The organism is Mycobacterium sp. 852002-51152_SCH6134967 (assembly GCF_001667105.1).
Lineage (GTDB): Bacteria > Actinomycetota > Actinomycetes > Mycobacteriales > Mycobacteriaceae > Mycobacterium > Mycobacterium neumannii_A.
In genome coordinates, this window is sequence record NZ_LZIK01000012.1 from 73,818 (window position 1) to 96,583 (window position 22,766).

Sequence of the window (22,766 nt, forward strand, 5' to 3'; positions counted from 1 at the left end):
GAGCCCGTGACCGATAGCTCGAACAACGGCACGAATCCTGAGGTACTGCTCTTCGCCTCGACGACGCAGTCGTTCCTCGAAAAGGTAGTGCCGCTGAGTCGGATACGCGAGATGCACGATGCCGGAACGTCGTTCGACGCCGACTGGTGGCGCCGCGCCGTCGAGCTGGGCTGGACCAGCCTCCTGATTCCCGAGGAACTCGGCGGCGGCAGCGTCTCCGGGGAGGGCGTCAAGGACCTGGCGCTCGTCGCCGAGATCGCCGGCAAGACCGTCGCTCCCGGTCCGCTGCACCCGGTCAGCACCGTGCTCGCCGGACTGGTGGAGGCGCCCGTCGGCCACGAGGACACCATCGAGGCGCTGGTGGCCGGCGACGCGGTGGCCAGCTGGGCGGTCTACGAGCCCGGGCAGCAGTGGTCACCGCTGACGCCGACCGTCACCGCCACCGCCACCGCGACCGGGTTCCGTATCGACGGGGTCAAAGACCGGGTCGAGGCCGGCGCCGACAGCGCATTGTTCTTGGTCACAGCACAATCCGACGACGGTATCCATCAGTTCCTCATACCCGCGGACGCACCGGGTGTGCGCGTGGAGCCGCAGCGCTCGATCGACATGGTGAAGACCTACGCCCGCGTGCACTTCGACGGGGTCGAGGTCGATGCGGGCGCGGCGGTGAGCACCGCCGATCAGACACCGGCCCTGATCGAGCGGCAGACCCAGATCGCCTGCGTACTGCAGTGCGCGGAGGTGGTCGGCATCCTGGATACGGTGCTGGCCTTCACGATTCAGTGGGGCTTCGACCGGCTTTCCTTCGGTCGCCCCCTTGGCTCGTATCAGGCGCTCAAGCACAAATACGCCGACCTGAAGATCTGGTTCGAAGGGTGCCGTGCCACGACCAACGCAGCGGTGGCCGAGGTGGCAGCGCGGACGCCCGGTGCGGCGATGGCCGTCAGCGTCGCGAAATCGTACGTGGGCGAATACTCACCGGGCATGTTGCAGCTGTGCGTGCAGCTGCACGGCGGCATCGGGGTGACGTGGGAACACGACCTGCACCTGTTCCTGCGACGCACCACGTTGAACCGCTCGATGTTCGGCACTCCCGAGGAGCACAACCTGCGCGTCTACTCCCTCACCAAGAACCTGGAGCATGCGTCATGACCGAGACCACATCGGCCCCCGCCGCGACCGCCACTACGGAGTCGGCCGAGGAGTTCGCCGCCCGGGCTCAGGCGTGGCTGGCAGAAAACATGCCCCCGATCGATCCGAACAACCCACCCGAACACGACCGCGGCGAAGAGGAGCCGTGGCTGCGCGCGCGGGAACTCCAGAAGCGGTTGTGGGAGGGGGGATTCGCCGGCATCTGTTTCCCCAAGGAGTACGGCGGGCTCGGTCTGCCGATCGCCTATCAGAAGGCGTTCGACAGGGTCTCGCGTGCATATGAGCTGCCGATCATCCTCAACACTCCGACGTTCACGATCTGCGCGGCCACCATTCTCGACACCGGTAGCGAACAGCAGAAACGACAGCACATCTCGGCGGCGCTGCGCGGCGACGAGGTGCTGGTGCAGCTGCTGTCGGAACCGAGCGGCGGCTCCGACCTCGCCGGTGTGATCACCCGCGCCGACCGCAAAGGCGACAAGTGGGTGATCAACGGGGCAAAGACCTGGAGCACAAGCGCTTTCGCCGCTGACTACGGGTTGATGCTGGCGCGCACCAACTGGGACGTGCCCAAGCACGAGGGTTTGACGATGTTCCTGGTGCCCATCGACAGCCCCGGCATCACACTGCGCCGCATCAAGCAGGTCAACGGTTCCGTCGAGTTCTGCGAGGAGTTCTTCGACAACCTCGAGCTCGACGACGACGCCGTGGTCGGCGAGGTCGACGCGGGCTGGCACGTCGCCTCCCGGCAGCTGTACCACGAGCGGCGCGCGGTCGGCGGCGGATCGGAGTTCGCCAGCGGGATCGGCGCCGAGGGCAAATCCGACGTCCCGACCAATTACGTTGAGCTGCTTGAGAAGGCGGGTCAGGCCGACAACGCGCGGCTTCAGGAGATGGCCGGGCGCGCGCTGGTGCACCGGACCGTTCGCGAGCAGCTGATCGACCACGTCTACCACGGTGTGCTCGACGGCTCGCTACCGCCGGCCGCCGGGTCCATCATCCGCATCGCGCACGCCGACGTCCATCACGTCGAGTTCGACACGGCGCTGGCGATCACCGGCAGCGCGGGTGTGGTCGACGTCGACGGTGTGCTGATCCGTCACGGCGAGCGGTACCTGTCGCGCCAAGCCGCCGCCCTGGGCGGCGGCACGACCGAGATCGCGCGGAACATCATCGGCGAGCGCGTGCTCGGCTTCCCCCGCGAACCCGCCGCCGACCGCGACGTGCCGTTCAAAGAGGTCAAGCGCAACAGGGGCTGACCCTTTCTCAGAACAATGTGGGTTGCAACGCTGGGACGGGTGCAGGCGCCGGCGGTGTGTCCGCGGCGCGGAACGACCGGCGGTCGGGCGCCAGGCCGTGCTTGGCCACAAGCGGCGCCGCCCGGTCGTGCAACCTCTTTCGGTAGTCCTGCGGCAGGTAGGCGCCGCGGCGATACAGCTCGCGGTACTTTCCCACCAGCTCCGGGTGCGAGCCGGCCAACCAGTTCATGAACCAGCCGCGCGTCGAACCACGCAGGTGCAGGCCGAACACCGTGACACCGGTGGCGCCCGCGGCCGCGATCTGGGCGAGCAGCGCATCGAGCTGCTCGGGCGAGTCCGTCAGATGCGGCAACACCGGGGCTACCATTACGTGGCAGTCCAGCCCGGCGTCCCGGATCGCGGCGATCATCCCGAGCCGCGCCTGCGGCGACGGTGTGCCCGGTTCGACTTCCCTGTGCAGCGCGAGGTCTCCGACGGCGAGCGAAACCGCCACGCTGACGTCGACCTGACGGGCGGCCTCGCGGATCAGCGGAAGGTCGCGTCGCAGCAGCGTGCCCTTGGTGAGGATGGAGAACGGGGTACCGGAATCGGTCAGGGCCGAGATGATCCCGGGCATGAGCGCATAGCGGCCCTCGGCCCGCTGGTACGGATCGGTGTTGGTGCCCAACGCCACCGTCTCGCGCTGCCACGACCGCCGCGACAGTTCGCGGCGCAGCACGTCGGCCACGTTGGTCTTGACCACAACCTGACTGTCGAAGTCGCTGCCGCAGTTCAATTCGAGATATTCGTGCGTGGGCCTCGCGAAGCAATAGCGACAGGCGTGCGAGCATCCGCGGTAGCCGTTGACCGTGAACCGGAACGGCAGCATGGCCCCGTTGGGCACCTTGTTGAGCGCCGATTTGCACAGCACTTCGTGGAATGTGATGCCCTCGAACTGCGGCGTCCGCACGCTGCGCACGAAACCGATACGCTGCAGGCCGGGCAGCGCGCCGTCGTCGACGCCGACACCCTGACCATCCCACCGCATACACTCGATTCGAACTCACGTTCGATGGGTTGTCAAGGTCGACGCGCGCGAACGCTTTGCAGAACAGATTTGGGGGCGATGTGGCGAGCGAGAGCCACGAGGACGAACTGCGCTCTGAGCAGCGCTACATCGACGGGTTGTATGCACGACTCGACGCCGAACGCGCACGCGTGCGGGCGCACTACGACGCGGCGCTGCGCGGTGACGGCGGCTCACTGGTCGACCGTGACGCCGAGGTGCGCGCGGTGGCCAAGCGGATGAACCGGCTCAACGTGGCCGACCACGGGCTGTGCTTCGGTCGGCTGGACAGCGTCACGGGTGACCGTCTCTACATCGGTCGAATCGGGTTGCTGGACGAGGCCAACGAGTACGAGCCGCTGCTTCTGGACTGGCGGGCTCCCGCGGCGCGCCCGTTCTACGTCGCCACCGCGGCCCACCCCGCGGGCATGCGCCGCCGGCGCCAGTTCCATTCCATCGGGCGTCGCATCACCGATTCCACCGACGAGACTCTGGGCAGGCCCACTGAAGGCGCCCAGGGTGACGCCGCGCTGCTCGCGGCGGTCAACGCGCCCCGCGGCGAGGGCATGCTCGACATCGTGGCGACGATCCAGTCCGAACAGGACGAGATCATTCGGCTCGAGCACCCGGGCGTGTTGGTGATCGAGGGCGGCCCGGGCACGGGCAAGACCGTCGTCGCACTGCACCGGGTGGCCTACCTGCTCTACACGCAGCGGGAGCGGATGGAACGCCACGGCGTGCTGGTGATCGGCCCGAACACCGCGTTCCTACGACACATCGACCGGGTGCTGCCCTCGCTCGGCGAAACAAACGTCGTGTTCATGACCGCCGGTGACCTCGTTCCCGGCCTGCGGGTCACCGCCGAGGACCCTCCCGATGCGGCGCGCGCGAAGGGTTCGCTGACGATGCTGGACGTGCTGGCCGCGGCGATCGCCGACCGGCAACGGGCTCCCGAAGAACCGGTGCCGATCAAGCTGGCCGACGTCACCGTACGGATCGACGCCGAGACGGCCGAGTGGGCGATCCAGGAAGCCCGCGACAGCGGCTTGCCACACAACGACGCGCGCGCGGTGTTCGTCGACGTCATCACCTGGGTCCTCACCGAGCGGGCGATCGCCCGCATCGGCAAGGGCTGGCTGAGCCGCGACGACAAGGCGGCGTGGGAACACCTGCGTGCCGAGCTTCTCGACGAACTCGGTGATCACGAAGCGTTCAACACCGCCTTGGACGATCTGTGGCCGCAGCTGACGCCGGAGGCTCTGCTGGCCGGACTCTACGAGTCTGTCGAACGGCTCAGTGCCGCAGGCGCCGACGAGTCCCTGCTGCGCGCCCAAGGCGATGCCTGGACGGTGCCGGACGTGCCGCTGCTCGACGAGCTGGTCGACATGTTGGGCGGGCTCAAACCGGACGCCGCGGCCGAGACTCAGCGGCAGGAGGAGGCCGCGTACGCCGCCGGTGTGCTGGACCTGATGGTGGCCCGTGAGGACCTGATGGCCGACGAGGATCATCTGCTCGCCACCGACCTCATCGGCGCCGAAGACCTCGCCGAGCGATTCATCGAACGCGACACCCGCGATCTCGCTGAACGTGCTGCCGCAGAACGTGATTGGACGTACGGCCACGTCGTCGTCGACGAGGCGCAGGAACTCTCGGAGATGGACTGGCGGGTGCTGATGCGTCGGTGTCCCAGCAAGTCTTTCACCGTTGTCGGAGATCTCGCGCAGCGCCGATCGGCCGCGGGCACCACGTCGTGGGGCTCGATGCTCGATCCCTATGTGCCCGGTCGCTGGATCTACCGGCCGCTGTCGGTGAACTACCGCACGCCAGCCGAGATCATGGACGTCGCCGCGGGCCTGCTCGCCGAGTTCGCCCCCGAGGTGCGGCCACCCGAATCCGTTCGCGCATGCGGTGTTCGGCCATGGGCGCGCTTCATCGATACCGACGAACTACCCGGCGCGATCGAGGAGTTCCGTCGCGACGAAGACGGCCGCGATGGGACCAGCGTCGTGATCGGGCCTTCGGGAATGGACGGGGCGGTGTCACCGTCGGAGATCAAGGGTTTGGAGTTCGACGCGGTTCTCGTCGTCGAGCCGGGCCGCATCCTCGCCGACGGTCCGCGCGGGGCGGCCGACCTCTACGTCGCGCTCACCCGCGCGACACAACGGCTCGGTGTGCTGCACACCGAGCCGCTGCCACCCACGCTGAAATTGTCCGAGCTCCAGAACGTGGCCGACTGAGCGGCCGCGATACCTACAGCGGCGCGGTCACCACTGGCTCAGCTGGCACTGCACCGTGTAGGTACCGTCCTGCTGCACCGCCACCTCACCGTCGATCGCGATCTCGCAGTGCGGATTCGGGGAGGCTTGCATGGCGTGGACGCCCGTGCTCGCGGTGAGGATCGCCCATTGCGGGTCGGCCATTGTCGTCTCGAAGACCCACGGCACGCCCGGCTGCAGGACCACTTCTTCCTTCTTCAGGTACGCATACGCGTCGGCGTTGTACGCCTCCTTGCTCGGAGGCTGAGCCGTCAGATAGTTGAGTTGGAAGTCGGCAGGAGCCGTTGACGTCAGCGTGTACCGGACCACGTGGCCTTCCGATTGGGCATTCGCCGTCGCATGGCTGACCGCGACTGACGCCGCAGCCACCATGAGAGCCGCCCCGACCTTGGTTATAGCTGTTCGCATGTTCGTCACATCGCCGGACGGTACCAAACCGTTACAGCCGCAGCGCCGCCGCTGCCGAGCGCCTTCGATGCGCCGCTGAACGGCACACGACCTGCGGAGAAGTCACAGGTTAATTTGTTTGTCACACGCAGACATTTCCCAGAAACACCACCGCTCTAACGTCCCGATTCGACAACCACGCGATGTCGGGACCCGCGCCCGGCTCGACGCTCATCGCCGATGTGCGCTGCGGATATATAGGGAAAGGCTGTTCATGCGACTACCACGACGGTCCTCCGTGAGACGTTCAGCCCTTGTTGCCGGCGGAATCGTCGCTGCGACAAGCCTGGTGCTGGCCGGCTGCGGAAGCAAGGCGACCGAGTCGGATTCGACGAACGCCCAATCGTGCGTCGACACCTCGGGCCCGACGATCAAAGTGGGTGCGCTGAACTCGTTGTCGGGCACCATGGCCATCTCGGAAGTGACCGTCCGCAACGCCATCGACCTCGCGGTCGAGCAGATCAACGCCTCCGGCGGTGTGATGGGCAAGCAGATCCAGCTCGTCGGCGAGGACGGCGCGTCCGAGCCGACGGTGTTCGCGGAGAAGGCCGAGAAGCTGATCAGCAGCGACTGCGTGGCAGCGGTGTTCGGCGGGTGGACCTCCTCGTCGCGCAAGGCGATGCTGCCGGTCTTCGAGAGCGCGAACTCGCTGCTGTATTACCCCGTGCAGTACGAGGGCCTGGAGTCGTCGAAGAACATCTTCTACACCGGCGCTACCACCAATCAACAGATCGTGCCCGCGCTGGACTACCTCAAAGAGAAGGGCGTCAAGTCGCTTTATCTGGTCGGCAGCGACTACGTGTTCCCGCAGACCGCCAACCGGATCATCAAGGCATACGCGGGCGCCAACGGCATCGAGATCAAGGGCGAGGACTACACGCCGCTGGGCTCGACGGACTTCTCGACCATCGTCAACAAGGTCCGCACCGCCGCCGCCGACGCCGTGTTCAACACGCTCAACGGCGATTCGAACGTCGCCTTCTTCCGGGAGTACCGCAACGTCGGCCTGACCCCGGAGGCGATGCCCGTGGTGTCGGTGTCGATCGCCGAGGAGGAGGTCGGCGGAATCGGAATCCAGAACATCACCGGTCAACTCACCGCCTGGAACTATTACGAAACCGTCGACAACCCGGCCAACAAGGCGTTCGTCAAGGCCTACAAGGACAAGTACGGCGCCAACAAGCCGACGTCGGACCCGATGGAGGCCGCCTACGTCTCGGTGTACCTGTGGAAGAACACCGTGGAGAAGGCGAAGTCGTTCGACGCCAAGGCGATTCAGGACAATGCGGGTGGCGTGACGTTCGACGCGCCGGAGGGTCTGGTCACCATCGACGGCGAAAACCATCACATCACCAAGACCGCGCGCATCGGCGAGATCCGGCCCGACGGGCTGATCTACACGATCTGGGAGTCGCCGGGGCCGATCGAACCCGATCCTTATCTCAAGTCGTATCCGTGGGCGGCCGGCCTGTCCAGCTGAGACTTCGAGCCAGCGAAGCGACGGGAGTATGTCGTAGTGGATGTCCTGATCGGGCAGCTGGCAACGGGATTGAGCCTCGGCTCGATCCTGTTGCTGGCGGCGCTGGGGTTGTCGCTGACGTTCGGCCAGATGGGCGTCATCAACATGGCGCACGGCGAGTTCATCATGGCCGGTTGCTACACCGCCTACGTGGTGCAGCAGATCGTGTCGAGCGCCGGTGCGTCGCTGTTGATCTCGCTGGCCGTCGGATTTGTGATCGGTGGCGCGATGGGTGCGCTTCTGGAGACCACGCTGATCCGCCGGATGTATCACCGGCCGCTGGACACACTGCTGGTCACCTTCGGTGTCGGGTTGATTCTTCAGCAGGTCGCTCGCGACGTCTTCGGAGCTCCCGCGGTCAACGTGGTGGCGCCGGCGTGGTTGTCGGGCGGGGTGGAGATGTTCGGTGCGGTGGTGCCCAAGACGCGGATCTTCATCCTGGTGCTGGCCCTCGTCTGTGTCGCGGCGCTGGCCACCGCGCTCAAGGTCAGCCCGATGGGACGGCGGATCCGGGCCGTCGTCCAGAACCGCGACCTCGCCGAGACCAGCGGAATCTCGTCCCGGAAGACCGACATCACAACGTTTTTCATCGGTTCGGGGCTGGCCGCGGTGGCCGGTGTCGCGTTGACGCTGATCGGGTCGACCAGCCCGACCATCGGGCAGAGCTATCTGATTGACGCATTCCTGGTGGTCGTGGTCGGTGGACTCGGCCAGATCAAGGGCACGGTGATCGCGGCGTTCGCGCTGGGCTTTTTGAACTCGTTCATCGAATACAACACCACCGCGTCACTGGCGAAGGTGGTCGTGTTCGTGATCATCGTGATCTTCCTGCAGGCTCGGCCGCAGGGCCTGTTCACCGTCCGGACAAGGAGTCTCGCGTGAGGACCTTCGTTGGCCGCTGGCAGACCTGGGCCGGTTTCGCGGTGGCCGCGGTGCTGCTGTTCGCCGTGGCGCCCGCGGTGCTGTCCGATTTCCGGCTCAGCCTGCTGGGCAAGTTTCTGTGCTTCGCGATCGTCGCGGTCGGGATCGGACTGGCCTGGGGCCGCGGCGGAATGCTCGTGTTGGGTCAGGGCGTGTTCTTCGGCCTCGGCGGCTACATGATGGGCATGCATCTGAAGATCTCCGACGCACAGCTGCGGGGCGACGATGTGCCGGACTTCATGCAGATCGCCGGTGTGCGCGAATTACCCGGCTATTGGCAGCCGTTCGCCTCCCCCGTCTTCACCCTGGCGGCGATCGTAATTGTGCCGACGGCGATCGCGGCCGCGCTGGGGCTCGGCGTATTCAAGCGCCGCGTCAAGGGTGCCTATTTCGCCATCCTGTCGCAGGCGCTGGCCGCCGCGCTGGCGATTCTGCTCGTCGGGCAGACCAGTATGGGTGGCAGCAACGGACTCAACAGGTTTCGCACGTTCTTCGGGTTCACGCTCAACGACCCGGCCAACCGGCGCATGCTGTACTTCATCGCCGCCGGCGTGTTGCTCGCCGTCGTCGCGGTGGTCCGCCAACTGATGCAGAGCCGGTACGGCGAACTGCTGGTCGCGGTTCGCGACGGTGAGGAGCGTGTCCGCTTCCTGGGCTACGACCCGGCGAACATCAAGGTGGTCGCCTATACCGTGGCGGCACTGTTCGCCAGCGTCGCGGGCGCGTTGTTCGCCCCGATCGTCGGGTTCATCGCACCCTCGCAGGTGGGCATCCTGCCCTCGATCGCGTTTCTGATCGGCGTGGCGATCGGTGGGCGCACCACGCTGCTTGGGCCGGTGCTCGGCGCGATCGGGGTCGCGTGGGCGCAGACGCTGTTCTCCGAACGCTTCCCCTCGGAATGGACCTACGCACAGGGTCTGCTGTTCATCGTCGTGGTCGGCTTCTTCCCGGCTGGGCTGGCCGGTCTCGGTGTGCTGTTCAAACGGCGCCGGATCCGCAGGCGCACGAAACCCGTCGCCGTCGAGCCCCAACCGCAGGCGGATCCCGACACCGAGAAGGTGGGTGCAGCCACATGACGCTGGAAGCGGAGCCGATCGCGGGCGGCAACGTCGGCATGGGCACCGAGTACCTCGAAGTACGCGGACTCACAGTCGATTTCGATGGCTTCAAAGCGGTCAGCGATGTCGACTTGACGCTGTTTCAGGGCGACCTGCGGTTCCTGATCGGCCCGAACGGTGCGGGCAAGACGACGGTCATCGACGCGATCACCGGCCTGGTCAGCGCCACCGGGTCGGTCAACAAATCCGGCGTCGAACTGCTCGGCAAGAAGGTGCATCAGATCGCCCGGCTCGGCGTGGGTCGCACGTTCCAGACGGCCACCGTCTTCGAGCAGTTGACCGTGCTGCAGAACCTCGACATCGCCGCGGGTGCCGGACGGTCGGCGTGGACGTTGTTGCGCCGCCGCAAGGGTGTGCTTCCCGCGATCGAAGAGGCGCTCGACACCATCGGGCTGAGCGACCTGGCCGACAAGCCGGCCGGTGTGCTGGCCCACGGGCAGAAGCAGTGGCTGGAGATCGGCATGCTGCTCGTGCAGAACGCCGACGTGCTGCTGCTCGACGAACCCGTTGCGGGCATGAGCCACGAGGAACGAGAAGAGACCGGAAAGCTGTTGCGCCGCATCGGCGCCCAGCGCACGGTCGTCGTCGTCGAACACGACATGGACTTCATGCGCGCGTTCGCCACGTCGGTGAGCGTGCTCGCGCGCGGACAGGTGATCGCCGAGGGCTCTGTCGCCGAGGTGCAGGCCAACCCCAAGGTGCAAGAGGTCTACCTCGGCACCGCCGCGGCGGGCACCGCCGATGTCCCCGCCGAACTCATCGAGGAGTCCTGATGCTGTCACTGGTCGACGTGCGTTGCGGGTACGGCCGTTCCGAGGTCATCCACAGTGCCAGCGTCGACGTGCCCTCCGACGGGGTGGCCGCGGTGATGGGCCACAACGGAGCGGGTAAGACCACGCTGCTGCGTGCCGCGGTCGGACTGGTGCGATGCAGTGCGGGCAAGGTGCTCTTCGACGGCGACGACATCAGCAGGCTGCGCCCGAGCGCGCGCGTCGCGCGTGGACTGGCCTACGTGCCGCAGGGCCAGCAGGCGTTCGGCCAGCTCACCACAATGGAGAATTTGCAGGTCGTCGCGGACGGACGCAAGAACGGCAAGCGGCTCATCGACGAACAACTCGACCTGTTCCCCGCCCTCAAGGAACTGTTGGCTCGCCGCGCCGGTCTGCTCTCGGGGGGTCAGCGCCAGCAGTTGGCGATCGCCCGTGCGCTGATCACCACGCCGAAGTGCCTGATTCTCGACGAGCCGACCGAGGGCATCCAGCCGTCGGTGGTCGGCGAGATCGAAGCGGCGATCACGTCGCTGACCCAGCGGGGTGACATGGGCGTGCTGCTGGTCGAACAGCACATCGGTTTCGCGCTGGAGTCCTCACAGCACTACTACGTTCTCGAGTCCGGTCGCGTGACCTCCAGCGGCGCAGGCGGCTCGTCCTCTGAAGCCGACGTCCGCGCCGCGATGGCCATCTAGCCGCTGCGTGCCCCCTTCCGCGAGCGCGCGCGTCTGCCTACGACACGCCGCGCATTTCCAGCAGTTTGCGCACGCTCGAGGCCGCCGAAGTGGCACAGTGCACCCGTGAACACAGCTTCGGAGCCGCAGGTACTGGCCGACACCGGCGGACTTGTCGTCACCGACGACGGTCGTCGGGTGTTGGTCGTGGACCGTGGCACGGGACCGCTGACGGTGCTGGCGTTCGTGCTCGGCGTCCTGACGATCGTCGTCGGCGGGTTCGGGCTGATTGCTCTGATCGGCGGTTCCCCGTCGCGGGCGCTGGGCGCCGTCTTCCTCGCCGTCGGCGTGGTATTGGCGGTGGCCGCGTTTCTCGTCGTCCGCAGAATCCGCAAGTACCGCAGCCGACCGTTGCACGACTGCCGGCCCGCCGCGGTGCTGGACCGCAAGCTCGGGCTGTTCAGCTACCGCGGTGGCGCCCTGGTGCAGCTGGATCAGGTGCGCTTTGCACGTAAGTTCCAAATCGGTTCGAGCTCACCGAAACTCGTTGCGCTCACACCCGGCGGCACGAAGACACTCAAGCGCGGCAACCCGTTCGACGGTGGGGTCGGGCACATCGACGAACTTCTCAACTCGGTCGCCCGCGGCTCTGCGTGAACCCGTCGCTCGAGCCGATCGCGCTGGCGGAGCAGGGACCCGTCGTGGTGGCCGAGCGCGGTTTTGAGGTCCTGCTGATTGACCGCGGACGCGCGCCGACGGAGATGACGGTGCTGCTGTTGACGATGTCGGCGTTGATCTTCGGCGGCTTCGGCGTCGTGTCGATCTTTTACGCGTTCGCGTATTCGATGGTGTGGCCTTCGGCGGCGATCGGGGCGGGGCTGCTCATCATCGGCATCGTGGCGTTCCGGGCGATGATCCGCGGCGGTGCAGCACTTCGGCACATGCGGATGACACCGCTGAGCGCGTACCCCGCGGCGGCCGTCTTCGACCGGCGGAACCAGACTTACCGCGACGGTACCGGCGAGATCGTGGCACCGCTGAGCCAAGTGCAGTTCGAGCGGCGATCGCGGTTGCTGACCTCGACTCTGGTCGCGGTCACCCCGTCATCGACGCGAGTCCTCATGCGCGGCAACGTGTTCAGCGGCGGCGTCGGGATGCTCGACAGGGTGCTCACCGACGCCGTACACCGCGTTTGAGCACGCTCGATAGCCCACGAGTGTGCGCAAACTGTCGGAATTTCGCGGCGTGTCGTGTGCAGACACGCACGCTCGCGCCAACAGGGGCAAGGAGTCAGGCGCGGTTGAGGCGGGCGAGCACTTCGGCCAGCACGTCGTCCACCGCTACGTCCGTCTGCTGCCCGGTCGCCAAATTCTTCACACCGATCGTGCCCGCCTCGATGTCGCGGTCACCGGCCACCAGCGCAAGCGCCGCACCCGAACGGTCCGCTGCGCGCATCGCCCCCTTCATCCCGCGGTCGCCGTAGGCAAGGTCGACGCGCACACCGGCGGCGCGCAGTCGCGCGCCCAGCACCGACAGCGTCACCTTGGCCTGTTCGCCCAGCGGCACGCCGAAGACATCGACCCGCGCCGTCCCGCCGACGGTCTTGCCCTCGGCTTTCAACGCCAGCAACGTGCGGTCGACACCCAGGCCGAATCCGATGCCCGACAAGTCTTTTCCGCCGAGCTGTGCCATCAGGCCGTCGTAGCGTCCGCCCCCGCCGATACCCGACTGGGCGCCGAGCCCGTCGTGGATGAACTCGAAGGTGGTCTTGGTGTAGTAATCCAGCCCGCGCACCATGCGCGGGTTGATGACGTACGGCACCCCCAACGCGTCCAGATGTGCCAGCACGGTGTCGAAGTGCTGTTTGGCGCCGTCGGAGAGGTGGTCGAGCATCACCGGCGCATCGGCGGTCATCTCGCGGATCTTCGGGCGCTTGTCGTCGAGCACCCGCAGCGGGTTGATCTCCGCGCGCCGCCGAGTCTCCTCGTCGAGGTCCAGCTTGAACAGGAAATCCTGCAACAGTTCCCGGTACTGCGGACGGCAGGTCTCGTCACCCAGCGAGGTGATCTCCAGCCGGAAACCGTCGAGCCCCAACGATCGAAAACCCGCGTCGGCGACCGCGATCACCTCGGCGTCCAGGGCCGGGTCGTCGACGCCGATGGCCTCAACCCCGACCTGCTGCAGCTGACGGTAGCGGCCGGCCTGCGGTCGCTCGTACCGGAAGAAGGGCCCCGAGTAGCACAGCTTCACGGGAAGCGGCCCACGGTCCAGGCCGTGCTCGATGACTGCGCGCATCACCCCCGCCGTGCCCTCCGGCCGCAACGTGACCGAGCGGTCACCGCGGTCGGAGAACGTGTACATCTCCTTCGACACCACATCGGTCGACTCCCCGACCCCCCGCGCGAACAACGCGGTGTCCTCGAAGATGGGCAGTTCGACATCGCCGTAGCCCGCCCGCCGGGCGGTGTCGAGCAGACCGTCGCGCACACCGACGAACTGCGCCGAGTCGGGCGGCAGGTAGTCCGGGACGCCCTTGGGCGCCTGAAATTCACTCACTGGAACTCACTAGATCAAGCCTTCGAGAAACGGGTTGGTGCGGCGTTCGAGACCGATCGTGGACTTCGGGCCGTGCCCCGGTAGTACCACGGTGTCGTCGTCGAGCACCAACAGTTTGTTGACGATCGAGCCGAGCAGGTCCCGACCACTGCCGCCCGGCAGGTCCGTCCGGCCCACCGACTGCCGGAACAGGGTATCGCCCGTGAACGCGACCGCACCCGGCCCCGACCCGATGGCCTCGTCGACGCGGAACACCACCGACCCGCGGGTGTGTCCGGGCGTGTGGTCGACGGTGACCGTCACACCGCCCAACTCCACCTTGTCGCCGTCCTTGTCCAGTTCGACGACCTGCTTGGGCTCGCGGAACAACGCGCCGAACGCCGAGCTGGCCAGCCCCCCGAGGAACCCCCGCCCAAAGTCCTTGATCGGGTCGGTCAGCATGAAGCGGTCCTCGGGATGGATGTAGGCCGGGCAGCCGTACATGTCGGCCACCTTCTGGGCCGACCAGATGTGGTCGATGTGGCCGTGGGTGAGCAGCACCGCCGCAGGTGTCAGCCGGTTCTCGTCCAGGATCCGGCGCAACGGCCCCATCGCCCGCTGGCCGGGGTCGACGACGATGGCGTCGCCCCCGGCCCGTGGGGCCAGCACGTAGCAGTTGCACGCCAGCATGCCGGCGGCAAACCCGGTGATGAACACGACGTCCAGTTTCCCACCACCCGATGGCGTGGGTCGCGGCGCCACACTCAGCAATGCCTGGCACACTCGTTGCCGATCGACCGACAACAGGAGGACATCAGCGGTGCCGACCAACGAACAGCGGCGGGCGACGGCCAAGCGCAAGCTCGAGCGGCAATTGGAGCGTCGCGCGGAGAAGGCACGCAGGCGGCGCCAGTACACGATCATCGGCTCGGTCGCAGGCGCGATCGTCGTAGTCGCCGCGGTGGTCGCGCTCGTCGTCACCAACCGCGACTCCGACAGCCAGACCGCGGCCGCCACCGAGACCTCCCCCACGTCGGCGGCCCCGTCGGCGGCAGGATCGCTTCCGGCGTTCGTAGCACCGGCCGGACTCGGCGAGAACTGCCAGTACCCGGCGTCCGCCGAGCAGGCCAGCAAGCCCGTTGATCCGCCCCGCGCAGGCAAGGTGCCCACCGAACCCGCCGAGATCAGCGCCAGCATGTCCACCGACCAGGGCAACCTCGGCCTGCTGCTCGACAACGGCAAGGCGCCGTGCACGGTGAACAGCTTCGCGAGCCTCGCCCAGCAGGGCTACTTCGACAACACCCCGTGCCACCGGTTGACCACCGCCGAACAGCTCAAGGTGCTGCAGTGCGGCGACCCGACCGGCAAGGGCTCCGGCGGGCCGGGTTACTCGTTCGCCAACGAGTACCCGACCAATCAGTTCCAGCCCGACGACCCCAAGCTGCAAGAGCCCGTCACCTATCCCCGCGGCACCCTGGCCATGGCCAACGCCGGCCCGAACACCAACGGCAGCCAGTTCTTCCTCGTCTACCAGGACTCCAAGCTCCCGCCGAACTACACGGTGTTCGGCAGGGTCGACGACACCGGCCTGGCCACGTTGGACAAGATCGCGCAGGGAGGCGTTGCCGGCGGTGGCCAGGACGGTGCGCCGGCCACCCCGGTCACCGTGAAGTCGATCCTGTTGGACTAATGCCGTGAGCGCGCCCCCGCCCTACGGCGGTCCTCCACCGCCTTACGGCTATCCCGCGCAGCCGTCCTCGTTCGGATATCCGCCACCCAGGCAGACCAACACGCTGGCCGTCGCGGCGCTGGTGTGCGCGTTCGTCTTCGCGCCGCTGGGCATCGTGTTCGGCCACGTGTCGCTGTCGCAGATCAAAAAGTCCGGCGAGGAGGGTCGCGGGCTAGCCATCGCGGGTCTGGTCATCGGATACCTGGTGTCGGTGTTGACGGTGCTGGTGGTCATCATCAGCGTCGTCTTCCTGGCGGCGTTGGGCCGTGAACTCGAGAGGTTTGACGGCGCGGTTCCCGACGACACCGCGACCGGCGGTCTGGCGGTCGACGAACTGCCGAAGTTCGATCGGCCCGCGACGCTCGGCTCGAACTGCCAGTACCCCCGCACCGCAGAGCCGTCGAGCAAGCCGGCCAAGCCGCCGCGCACCGGACGCGTACCCACGGACCCCGCCGAGGTCAGCGCCAGCATGACCACCAGCAAGGGCGACATCGGCCTGCAGTTGGACAACGCCAAGGCCCCCTGCACGGTCAACAACTTCGCCAACCTGGCCCAGCAGGGCTTCTTCGACGACACCCCCTGCCACCGGCTGACGACGGCAGTGCATCTCGGGGTGTTGCAGTGCGGCGACCCCAGCGGAACCGGCATCGGCGGCCCCGGGTATCAGTTCCCGAACGAATACCCGACCAACCAGTACCGGTTGAGCGATCCGGCGCTGCGATCGCCGGTGCGCTATCCGCGCGGGACGCTGGCGATGGCCAACGCCGGCGTCGGCACCAACGGCAGCCAGTTCTTCCTCGTTTACGAGGACTCGCAGCTGCCGCCGACGTACACGGTGTTCGGCACGATCGACCAGACCGGTCTGACGACACTGGACAAGATCGCGGCCGAGGGTGTGGCCAACGGCAGCGAGGACGGCAAGCCCGTCGCCGACGTCGTCGTCGAGTCGATCCGACTGGATTGAGCGACTACTCGGCCGGGGCGGTCTCGATGTAGAACTCGACGTCCTCGCCCTCGACCTTGGTCACCCGCATGTTCGCGGTGTACGCCACACCTTCGGGTCCAGTGAACGTGCACTCGAACTTCGCGCCCTCTTCTGCCTCGACGTCCTCGGGGCACTTCACGTCGGTCGGTGTGAACCCCGTCTGCTCGGAGACCAGGTCGACGACGGACTGCGCAGCTGCTTCGGGCTTGATCGTCGACCCGCAACCGACGACGGCGACTCCGAGGGAGACGAGAAGGACGACGACGGCGGGCCGCATCGTCGCAGTATCCCAGAACGAGCAAAAATTGACGCGCTTCAGCGAAATTTGCCATTGCGCCGGCTCACGCCGCTTCTGCCCAATTGCGGCTCACGCCGCTTCTGCCCAATTGCGGCTCACGCCGCGGAAGTGACCCGGTAGACGTCGTAGACACCCTCCACATTGCGCACCACGTTGAGCACGTGGCCCAGATGCTTGGGGTCGCCCATCTCGAAGGTGAACCGACTGACGGCCACCCGGTCGTTGGACGTCGTCACCGACGCGCTCAGGATGTTCACCTTCTCGTCGGCCAACACCCGCGTGACGTCCGACAGCAACCGGTGCCGGTCGAGCGCCTCGACCTGGATGGCGACCAGGAACACCGACGACGGCGACGGCGCCCACTTCACGTCGATGATCCGCTCCGACTGCTGCTGCAGCGACCCGGCGTTCGTGCAGTCGGTGCGGTGCACGCTGACCCCGCCGCCGCGGGTGACGAAACCCATGATGTTGTCGCCGGGCACCGGCGTGCAGCACTTGGCGAGCTTGGTCAGCACACCGGGAGCACCCGGCACGGCCACCCCGACGTCGTCGCTGGTGCGTTGGCGCACCGGCATCGTCGCAGGCGTCGACCGCTCGGCGAGTTCGTCGGAGGCCTCCTCGTCGCCACCGACCTGAGCGACCAGCCGCTGCACCACATGCCGCGCCGAGACGTGGCCCTCACCGACCGCGGTGTAGAGCGCCGAGACGTCACCGTACCGCAGTTCGCGGGCCAGCGCGCCCATCGACTCGGCGTTCATCAAGCGCTGCAACGGAAGTCCGCCCCGCCGAACCTCGCGGGCGATGGCGTCCTTACCGGCTTCCAGCGCCTCCTCGCGGCGCTCCTTGGCGAACCACTGCCGGATCTTCGCCTTCGCGCGCGGTGAGACCACGAAGGTCTGCCAGTCGCGCGACGGCCCGGCGTTGAGTGCCTTGGACGTGAAAACCTCGACCACTTCGCCGTTTTCGAGCTTGCGTTCCAATGCGACGAGGCGGCCGTTCACCCGTGCACCGATACAGCGGTGACCGACCTCGGTGTGCACCGCGTAGGCGAAGTCGACCGGCGTCGACCCGGTGGGCAGCGTGATGACATCACCCTTGGGGGTGAACACGAAGATCTCCTGCACCGCAAGGTCGTAACGCAGCGACTCGAGGAACTCGCCGGGGTCGGCGGCCTCCCGCTGCCAGTCCAGAAGCTGTCGCATCCATGCCATGTCGTCGATCTCGGCCGACGAGTGTTGGTTGGGAACGGCGTTGCGGCCCTTGGTTTCCTTGTAACGCCAGTGCGCGGCGATCCCCAGCTCGGCCGTCTTGTGCATGTCGTGGGTGCGGATCTGCACTTCCAGGGGCTTGCCCTCGGGCCCGACGACGGTGGTGTGCAACGACTGGTACACGCCGTAGCGCGGCTGGGCGATGTAGTCCTTGAAGCGCCCGGCCATCGGCTGCCACAGCGAGTGGACCACACCCAAAGCCGCGTAGCAGTCCCGGATCTCGTCGCAGAGGATGCGCACGCCGACGAGGTCGTGGATGTCGTCGAAGTCGCGGCCCTTGACGATCATCTTCTGGTAGATCGACCAGTAGTGCTTGGGCCGGCCCTCCACGATCGCGGTGATCTTCGACGCATTCAGCGTCGCGGTGATCTCGGCGCGCACCTTGGCCAGGTAGGTGTCGCGTGACGGCGCACGGTCGGCGACCAGTCGCACGATCTCCTCGTACTTTTTGGGGTGCAGGATCGCGAAGGCGAGATCCTCCAGTTCCCACTTGACCGTCGCCATACCCAGCCGATGCGCAAGCGGTGCAATGACTTCCAGCGTCTCGCGCGCCTTGCGTTGCTGCTTCTCGGGCGGCAGGAACCGCATCGTGCGCATGTTGTGCAGCCGGTCGGCGACCTTGATCACCAGCACGCGAGCATCGCGTGCCATCGCGATGATCATCTTGCGGATGGTCTCGCCCTCCGCGGCGGTACCCAGCGCGACCTTGTCCAGCTTGGTGACGCCGTCGACCAGATGGCCGACCTCGGTGCCGAACTCCTCGGTCAGCGCTTCCAGGGTGTATCCCGTGTCCTCGACCGTGTCGTGAAGCAGCGCCGCGATCAGCGTGGTGGTGTCCATGCCGAGCTCGGCCAAGATGTTGGCCACCGCCAACGGATGCGTGATGTAGGGATCACCCGAGCGGCGAAGCTGATCGGCGTGCCGCCGCTCGGCCACCTCGTAGGCCCGCTGCAGCAATTGCAGATTGGCCTTCGGGTAGATCTCCTTGTGGACGGCCACCAGCGGCTCGAGCACCGGGTTGATCGCGCTGCGCTGCGACGTCATCCGGCGCGCCAACCGGGCTCGCACGCGGCGCGACGCGCTCGCGGAGGGCTTCGGCATCTCCAGCGGCTGCGTCTCGGGGATCTGGGCGCCGGGCGGCGCTGACTGCACGGCCTGGCCCGTGCCGGGTTCTTCAGCCATGGTCACCTCCCGGTCTGGTCCTCACGCAAAGCGCGCATCGGTCTGGTACGGCTGCGTCACAACACGCGCCTTCGAGGATATCCCTCAGACGGTGTACAGCGAGGTGACCGGCAGCGGTTCGAGCGCTTCGCGGCCACCCAGCGCGGTCAACTCAAGCAGCACCGCGGCGCCCGGCACGGAGGCACCCGCGTTCTGCAGCAGTTTGACCGCCGCGGCCGCGGTGCCGCCGGTGGCCAGTACATCGTCGATGATGAGCACACTGCGGCCGCCGAGGTCGATCCCGTCGGCCGGAATCTCCAGCGTGGCCGTGCCGTATTCGAGCGCATAGGTCTCACTGAACACCGGCGGCGGCAGCTTGCCGCCCTTGCGGATCGCCAACACACCCGTGCCCAGCCGCAATGCGACCGCCGCACCGAGCAGGAAGCCGCGTGCGTCGATCCCCGCGACCAGGTCCGCGCCGCGGGCGACCTCGGCGAACGCGTCGGTCACCGCGGCCAGCCCGTGCGCGTCGGCCAACAATGGGGTGAGGTCTTTGAACGCGACGCCAGGCTCCGGAAAGTCGGGCACCTCGCGCATCATCCTCGCGATCAGCGACGAGATGTCTTCGCCACCGCCACTCACCGGTCCAACACCCAACGGTCCATGTTCCATCCCGCGCCCCACCGCGTCGGGTTGGTGCTCACGGCGAACATCTTCTTCGATGTCAGCACCGTCCGCTGCTGCCGGTACAGCGGCAGCGTCGGCATGTCGGCCCACAGCACCGGGCTGCCCTCGCTGAGCAGCCGGGCCATTTCCTTGGGGTCGTTGGTGATCGCGATCGCCGAGATGACGCGGTCTACCTGCGGGTTGGAGTAGCGCGGCAGGTTGTTGCCGTTTCCGGTGTGGAACTGGTAGGCGTCCATCGCCGACGAGCCGGACGACCCGCTGCCGGCGGCACCACCCGTGCTGGCGATCAGCACGTCGATCTCGTTGTTGCGCAACGACAGTGGGCCCACCGCGTCGCCTGCGGCCTCTTCGATGGTGATGCCGGCGGGCGCACACGACTTGGCGATGGCGCCGACGGTGGCCGCCAGCCGCGCGTTGGGGGTCTGATACCCCATGCGGACGGTCAGGGGGCGCGCGTTGAGCGCGGCGCGGGCGGCGTCGGGGTTGGCGGCGACGAACTGTCCCGGCTCCGGACCGGCCTCGGCCCCGCTGTAGGCATCCTCGGTGGCGGGATTGAGCCGCGAGTTGGCGATGGGCTGCTCGGCGTTGCGGGCGATCACGTCGCGCGGTGTGCAGAGGGCCAGCGCGCGGCGGGCCGGCGGGGCAGCCAAGGGCCCCTCCGGCGCGAAGATCAGCTGTTGGATGCCGGCCGACGGGGCATCGGTTCGCACGTAGTCGTCGGGCATGTTCAGCGTGCCCGACGATCCGGTGGCGATGTCGACGACGTCGTAGGCGCCCTGATTGACGCGCTCCTGGATGTCGGCGCCGCGCGGCCACACGGTGACCTTCTTGGTGACCGGCTCGGCGCCCCACCATTTGTCGTTGGCGACCAGCACGACGGCCCCGTCCTCGGTCACCGATTCCAGCTTGTAGGGCCCCGACGAAGGGAACCGCTTCAGGTCGAGATCGGGTTTGAGTTCCCAACCGGTGTTCCAGACCGCGGCGATGCGCTCCACCGCGGCGCCGTCGTTCTCGAGGATGGCCCGCGTGACTCCGCCGTCGCCGAGACCCAACTGGTCGGCGATGACGTGCGACGGCATCATCGACGTCGCGGAGAACAGCTGTCCGAAGTCGACGAACCCACGATCGGGCGCGAACGACACCCGCGCCTTCTTCTGCCCCGGCGTGCAGTCCACCGTGGCGATATCGCTGTAACCCGCGCGGCTGGCGGCGTCGAAGTTCGGGAACCGCCCGGACTGTGACGCCCACGCCAACACGACGTCGTCGCAGGTGATCGGTTTACCGTCGGAGTACACCGCGTTCGCGTTGACCTCGTAGTCGAGGACCAGCGGTTGCCTGCCGACGACCGAGATGGTTCCGAAGTCGTGATCGCCGACGATCTGGCCGTCGGGTCCGTGGTAGTTGAAGCCCGTCAGCACCCGCGCGAACGCCTGCGGACCGGCCGAGGCGGCGCCCGCAACGGTGTTGGTGTTGTAGGTGATCAGCGTGCCGTCGACGGCGTAGTCGATGCTGTCGGCGGGGCTGCGCGTGCACGCCGACGCCAACGACGCGGCGAGCACGAGTACGCCCGCCAGGACCCCGCAACGCCGGATCGGGTTCACTGCCCTCGCGGGCTGTGTGCCCGCCCGCTTACCGGCGCTCATCCCCTTACCGCCGCCGCGTGTCGCGCTTACCCGACGGGCGTCCGGTCCGGCTGCTGGTCGGGCGCACCGGACGTGCCCCCGGTGCGGGCTTGTCCGGCGGCGGAGTGGTTCGCGTCGCAGCGTCGGCGCGCGGCGTCGCGGCCGCGCCGACCGTTTCGGGTTCGTCGGAATCCTCGTCGGCTTGGGAAGCGCGTGCGGTCGCGTTCTTGCGGCGGTTCATCACCCGGCGGGTGTGGTTGCGCACGAGGTCGGTGCGCTCGCGCAGCGTGACCAGCAGAGGGGTCGCGAAGAAGATCGACGAGTAGGTGCCGACGATGACGCCGACCAACTGCACGAGCGCCAAGTCCATCAGCGTGCCCACACCCAGCAGCCACACCGCCACGACCATCAGCGCCACGATCGGCAACACGGAAATGAGGCTGGTGTTGATGGACCGCATGAAGGTCTGGTTGACCGCGAGGTTGGCGTGTTCGGCGAAGGTGCGTCTCGTGGTGTGCTCGAAGCCGTGGGTGTTCTCCTCGACCTTGTCGAACACGATGACGGTGTCATAGAGCGAGAAGCCGAGAATCGTGAGCAGGCCGATCACCGTGGCCGGGGTGACCTCGAAGCCGACGAGCGAGTACACACCGGCGGTCACCACAAGGTCGAACACCAGCGTCGCCATCGCGGCGATCGACATGTAGCGCTCATAGCGCAGCATGATGTAGACCGTCGCCAGCACGATGAACACCACCAGCGCGATCAGCGCCTTCTGGGTGATCTGGCCGCCCCACGTCTCCGACACCGCGGAATCGCTGATGGCCTGCTTGCTGGGCGCTCCGTTCGCCCCCCTCGGCTTGAACGCGTCGAACAGCGCGGTGCGCAGCTCCTCGGTCTCCTCGTTGGTCAGCGTCTCGGACCGGATCTGCACGGTGGCCGATCCGCCGCTGCCGACCACGACCACCGACTCGGGGCTCTTACCGAGCGTCTTGCTGAACACGTCCTCGACCTGCTGGACGGTCACGGTGCCCGATTCGGTCGCGGTCGGCATCGACACCTTGGTGCCGCCCTCGAAGTCGATGCCGAAGGTGAAGCCGCGCAGCAGCATGCTGAGCAGGCACACCAGCACGATCGCACCGCTGACCGCGTACCACAGCTTGCGCTTGCCGATGACCTCGAAGGCGCCGGTGCCGGTGTAGAGGCGGACGAAGAAGCCGTGCTGAGGCGCGGTCGACTCGAGGTTCGGCGCCTCCACGGCGCTGCTCTGCTGTTCTTCCGATGACTGTTTGGGCGCCAT

21 protein-coding genes are annotated in these 22,766 nt (G+C 67.3%); 12 read left to right on the plus strand and 9 right to left on the minus strand.

The genetic code is table 11. The features are described from left to right. The first annotated feature begins 6 nt into the window (after positions 1 to 6). Positions 7 to 1,155 (plus strand): acyl-CoA dehydrogenase family protein, encoded by a 1,149-nt coding sequence (locus tag A5790_RS03005; protein WP_066841341.1) that lies wholly within the window; start codon positions 7 to 9, stop codon positions 1,153 to 1,155. Beyond that, a complete protein-coding gene (locus A5790_RS03010) occupies positions 1,152 to 2,414 on the plus strand; it encodes an acyl-CoA dehydrogenase family protein (protein WP_066841342.1) in 1,263 nt (420 codons plus the stop codon). The genes A5790_RS03005 and A5790_RS03010 overlap by 4 nt, the downstream gene beginning before the upstream one ends. Before the next feature lie 7 nt (positions 2,415 to 2,421). On the opposite strand, the gene A5790_RS03015 is transcribed toward A5790_RS03010, so the two are convergent. Beyond that, entirely contained in the window at positions 2,422 to 3,441 is a 1,020-nt protein-coding gene (locus A5790_RS03015) for an Rv2578c family radical SAM protein (RefSeq protein WP_066841343.1), read from the minus strand. An 80-nt stretch (positions 3,442 to 3,521) separates the two neighbouring features. Here A5790_RS03015 and helR point away from each other — a divergent pair, with 80 nt between their 5' ends. Beyond that, positions 3,522 to 5,696 carry an RNA polymerase recycling motor ATPase HelR gene (gene helR / locus A5790_RS03020; protein WP_197696699.1) on the plus strand — a complete coding sequence of 725 codons (2,175 nt, stop codon included), beginning with the start codon at positions 3,522 to 3,524 and terminating at the stop codon, positions 5,694 to 5,696. A 27-nt stretch (positions 5,697 to 5,723) separates the two neighbouring features. Here helR and A5790_RS03025 read toward each other — a convergent pair whose 3' ends face one another. Continuing rightward, entirely contained in the window at positions 5,724 to 6,143 is a 420-nt protein-coding gene (locus A5790_RS03025; RefSeq protein WP_231987586.1) for a hypothetical protein, read from the minus strand. A 253-nt stretch (positions 6,144 to 6,396) separates the two neighbouring features. On the opposite strand from A5790_RS03025, the gene urtA reads away from it, so the two are divergent. The 7 genes from urtA (at position 6,397) to A5790_RS26095 (ending at position 12,380) form a co-directional block, all read left to right on the plus strand. Further along, positions 6,397 to 7,662, plus strand: coding sequence for an urea ABC transporter substrate-binding protein (gene urtA, locus A5790_RS03030; RefSeq protein WP_066841345.1), 1,266 nt, complete (start codon positions 6,397 to 6,399; stop codon positions 7,660 to 7,662). A 36-nt stretch (positions 7,663 to 7,698) separates the two neighbouring features. Further along, on the plus strand, positions 7,699 to 8,583 hold the full coding sequence (gene urtB, locus A5790_RS03035; RefSeq protein ID WP_066841346.1) for an urea ABC transporter permease subunit UrtB: 885 nt from the start codon (positions 7,699 to 7,701) through the stop codon (positions 8,581 to 8,583). Beyond that, entirely contained in the window at positions 8,580 to 9,698 is a 1,119-nt protein-coding gene (gene urtC / locus A5790_RS03040) for an urea ABC transporter permease subunit UrtC (RefSeq protein WP_066841347.1), read from the plus strand. The genes urtB and urtC overlap by 4 nt, the downstream gene beginning before the upstream one ends. Then, positions 9,695 to 10,513, plus strand: coding sequence for an urea ABC transporter ATP-binding protein UrtD (gene urtD / locus A5790_RS03045; RefSeq protein ID WP_066841348.1), 819 nt, complete (start codon positions 9,695 to 9,697; stop codon positions 10,511 to 10,513). Before urtC ends, urtD begins: the two co-directional genes overlap by 4 nt. Further along, positions 10,513 to 11,205 (plus strand): urea ABC transporter ATP-binding subunit UrtE, encoded by a 693-nt coding sequence (urtE, locus tag A5790_RS03050; RefSeq protein ID WP_066841349.1) that lies wholly within the window; start codon positions 10,513 to 10,515, stop codon positions 11,203 to 11,205. The genes urtD and urtE overlap by 1 nt, the downstream gene beginning before the upstream one ends. A 105-nt stretch (positions 11,206 to 11,310) precedes the next feature. After that, on the plus strand, positions 11,311 to 11,841 hold the full coding sequence (locus A5790_RS25915; protein ID WP_197696700.1) for a hypothetical protein: 531 nt from the start codon (positions 11,311 to 11,313) through the stop codon (positions 11,839 to 11,841). Next, positions 11,838 to 12,380 (plus strand): hypothetical protein, encoded by a 543-nt coding sequence (locus A5790_RS26095; RefSeq protein WP_082961547.1) that lies wholly within the window; start codon positions 11,838 to 11,840, stop codon positions 12,378 to 12,380. Before A5790_RS25915 ends, A5790_RS26095 begins: the two co-directional genes overlap by 4 nt. A gap of 94 nt (positions 12,381 to 12,474) precedes the next feature. Here the strand turns inward: A5790_RS26095 and hisS are convergent, their stop codons facing one another. Beyond that, positions 12,475 to 13,740: a histidine--tRNA ligase gene (gene hisS / locus A5790_RS03065; RefSeq protein ID WP_066841350.1), complete on the minus strand. Its 1,266-nt coding sequence runs from the start codon at positions 13,738 to 13,740 to the stop codon at positions 12,475 to 12,477. 9 nt (positions 13,741 to 13,749) lie between these two features. Beyond that, positions 13,750 to 14,436 (minus strand): MBL fold metallo-hydrolase, encoded by a 687-nt coding sequence (locus A5790_RS03070; protein ID WP_066841523.1) that lies wholly within the window; start codon positions 14,434 to 14,436, stop codon positions 13,750 to 13,752. 103 nt (positions 14,437 to 14,539) lie between these two features. Here A5790_RS03070 and A5790_RS03075 point away from each other — a divergent pair, with 103 nt between their 5' ends. Both A5790_RS03075 and A5790_RS03080 read left to right on the plus strand, forming a co-directional pair. After that, complete coding sequence (locus A5790_RS03075; protein ID WP_066841351.1) at positions 14,540 to 15,409, plus strand: peptidylprolyl isomerase; 870 nt, start codon at positions 14,540 to 14,542, stop codon at positions 15,407 to 15,409. Positions 15,410 to 15,413: 4 nt separating this feature from the next. Further along, a complete protein-coding gene (locus tag A5790_RS03080) occupies positions 15,414 to 16,412 on the plus strand; it encodes a peptidylprolyl isomerase (RefSeq protein ID WP_066841352.1) in 999 nt (332 codons plus the stop codon). A 4-nt stretch (positions 16,413 to 16,416) separates the two neighbouring features. Here A5790_RS03080 and A5790_RS03085 read toward each other — a convergent pair whose 3' ends face one another. From A5790_RS03085 to secF, 5 genes are all read right to left on the minus strand, one after another. Beyond that, positions 16,417 to 16,710, minus strand: a complete 294-nt coding sequence (locus A5790_RS03085; protein WP_066841353.1) for a DUF4333 domain-containing protein — start codon at positions 16,708 to 16,710, stop codon at positions 16,417 to 16,419. A gap of 116 nt (positions 16,711 to 16,826) precedes the next feature. Further along, positions 16,827 to 19,181 carry a bifunctional (p)ppGpp synthetase/guanosine-3',5'-bis(diphosphate) 3'-pyrophosphohydrolase gene (locus A5790_RS03090; protein WP_066841524.1) on the minus strand — a complete coding sequence of 785 codons (2,355 nt, stop codon included), beginning with the start codon at positions 19,179 to 19,181 and terminating at the stop codon, positions 16,827 to 16,829. A gap of 84 nt (positions 19,182 to 19,265) precedes the next feature. Then, positions 19,266 to 19,832, minus strand: coding sequence for an adenine phosphoribosyltransferase (locus tag A5790_RS03095; RefSeq protein WP_064417062.1), 567 nt, complete (start codon positions 19,830 to 19,832; stop codon positions 19,266 to 19,268). Beyond that, the gene (locus A5790_RS03100) at positions 19,799 to 21,490 is read right to left on the minus strand and encodes an ABC transporter substrate-binding protein (RefSeq protein ID WP_082961548.1); all 1,692 of its coding nucleotides are present in this window, start codon (positions 21,488 to 21,490) and stop codon (positions 19,799 to 19,801) included. Before A5790_RS03100 ends, A5790_RS03095 begins: the two co-directional genes overlap by 34 nt. Before the next feature lie 4 nt (positions 21,491 to 21,494). After that, positions 21,495 to 22,766: a protein translocase subunit SecF gene (gene secF, locus A5790_RS03105; protein WP_066841354.1), complete on the minus strand. Its 1,272-nt coding sequence runs from the start codon at positions 22,764 to 22,766 to the stop codon at positions 21,495 to 21,497.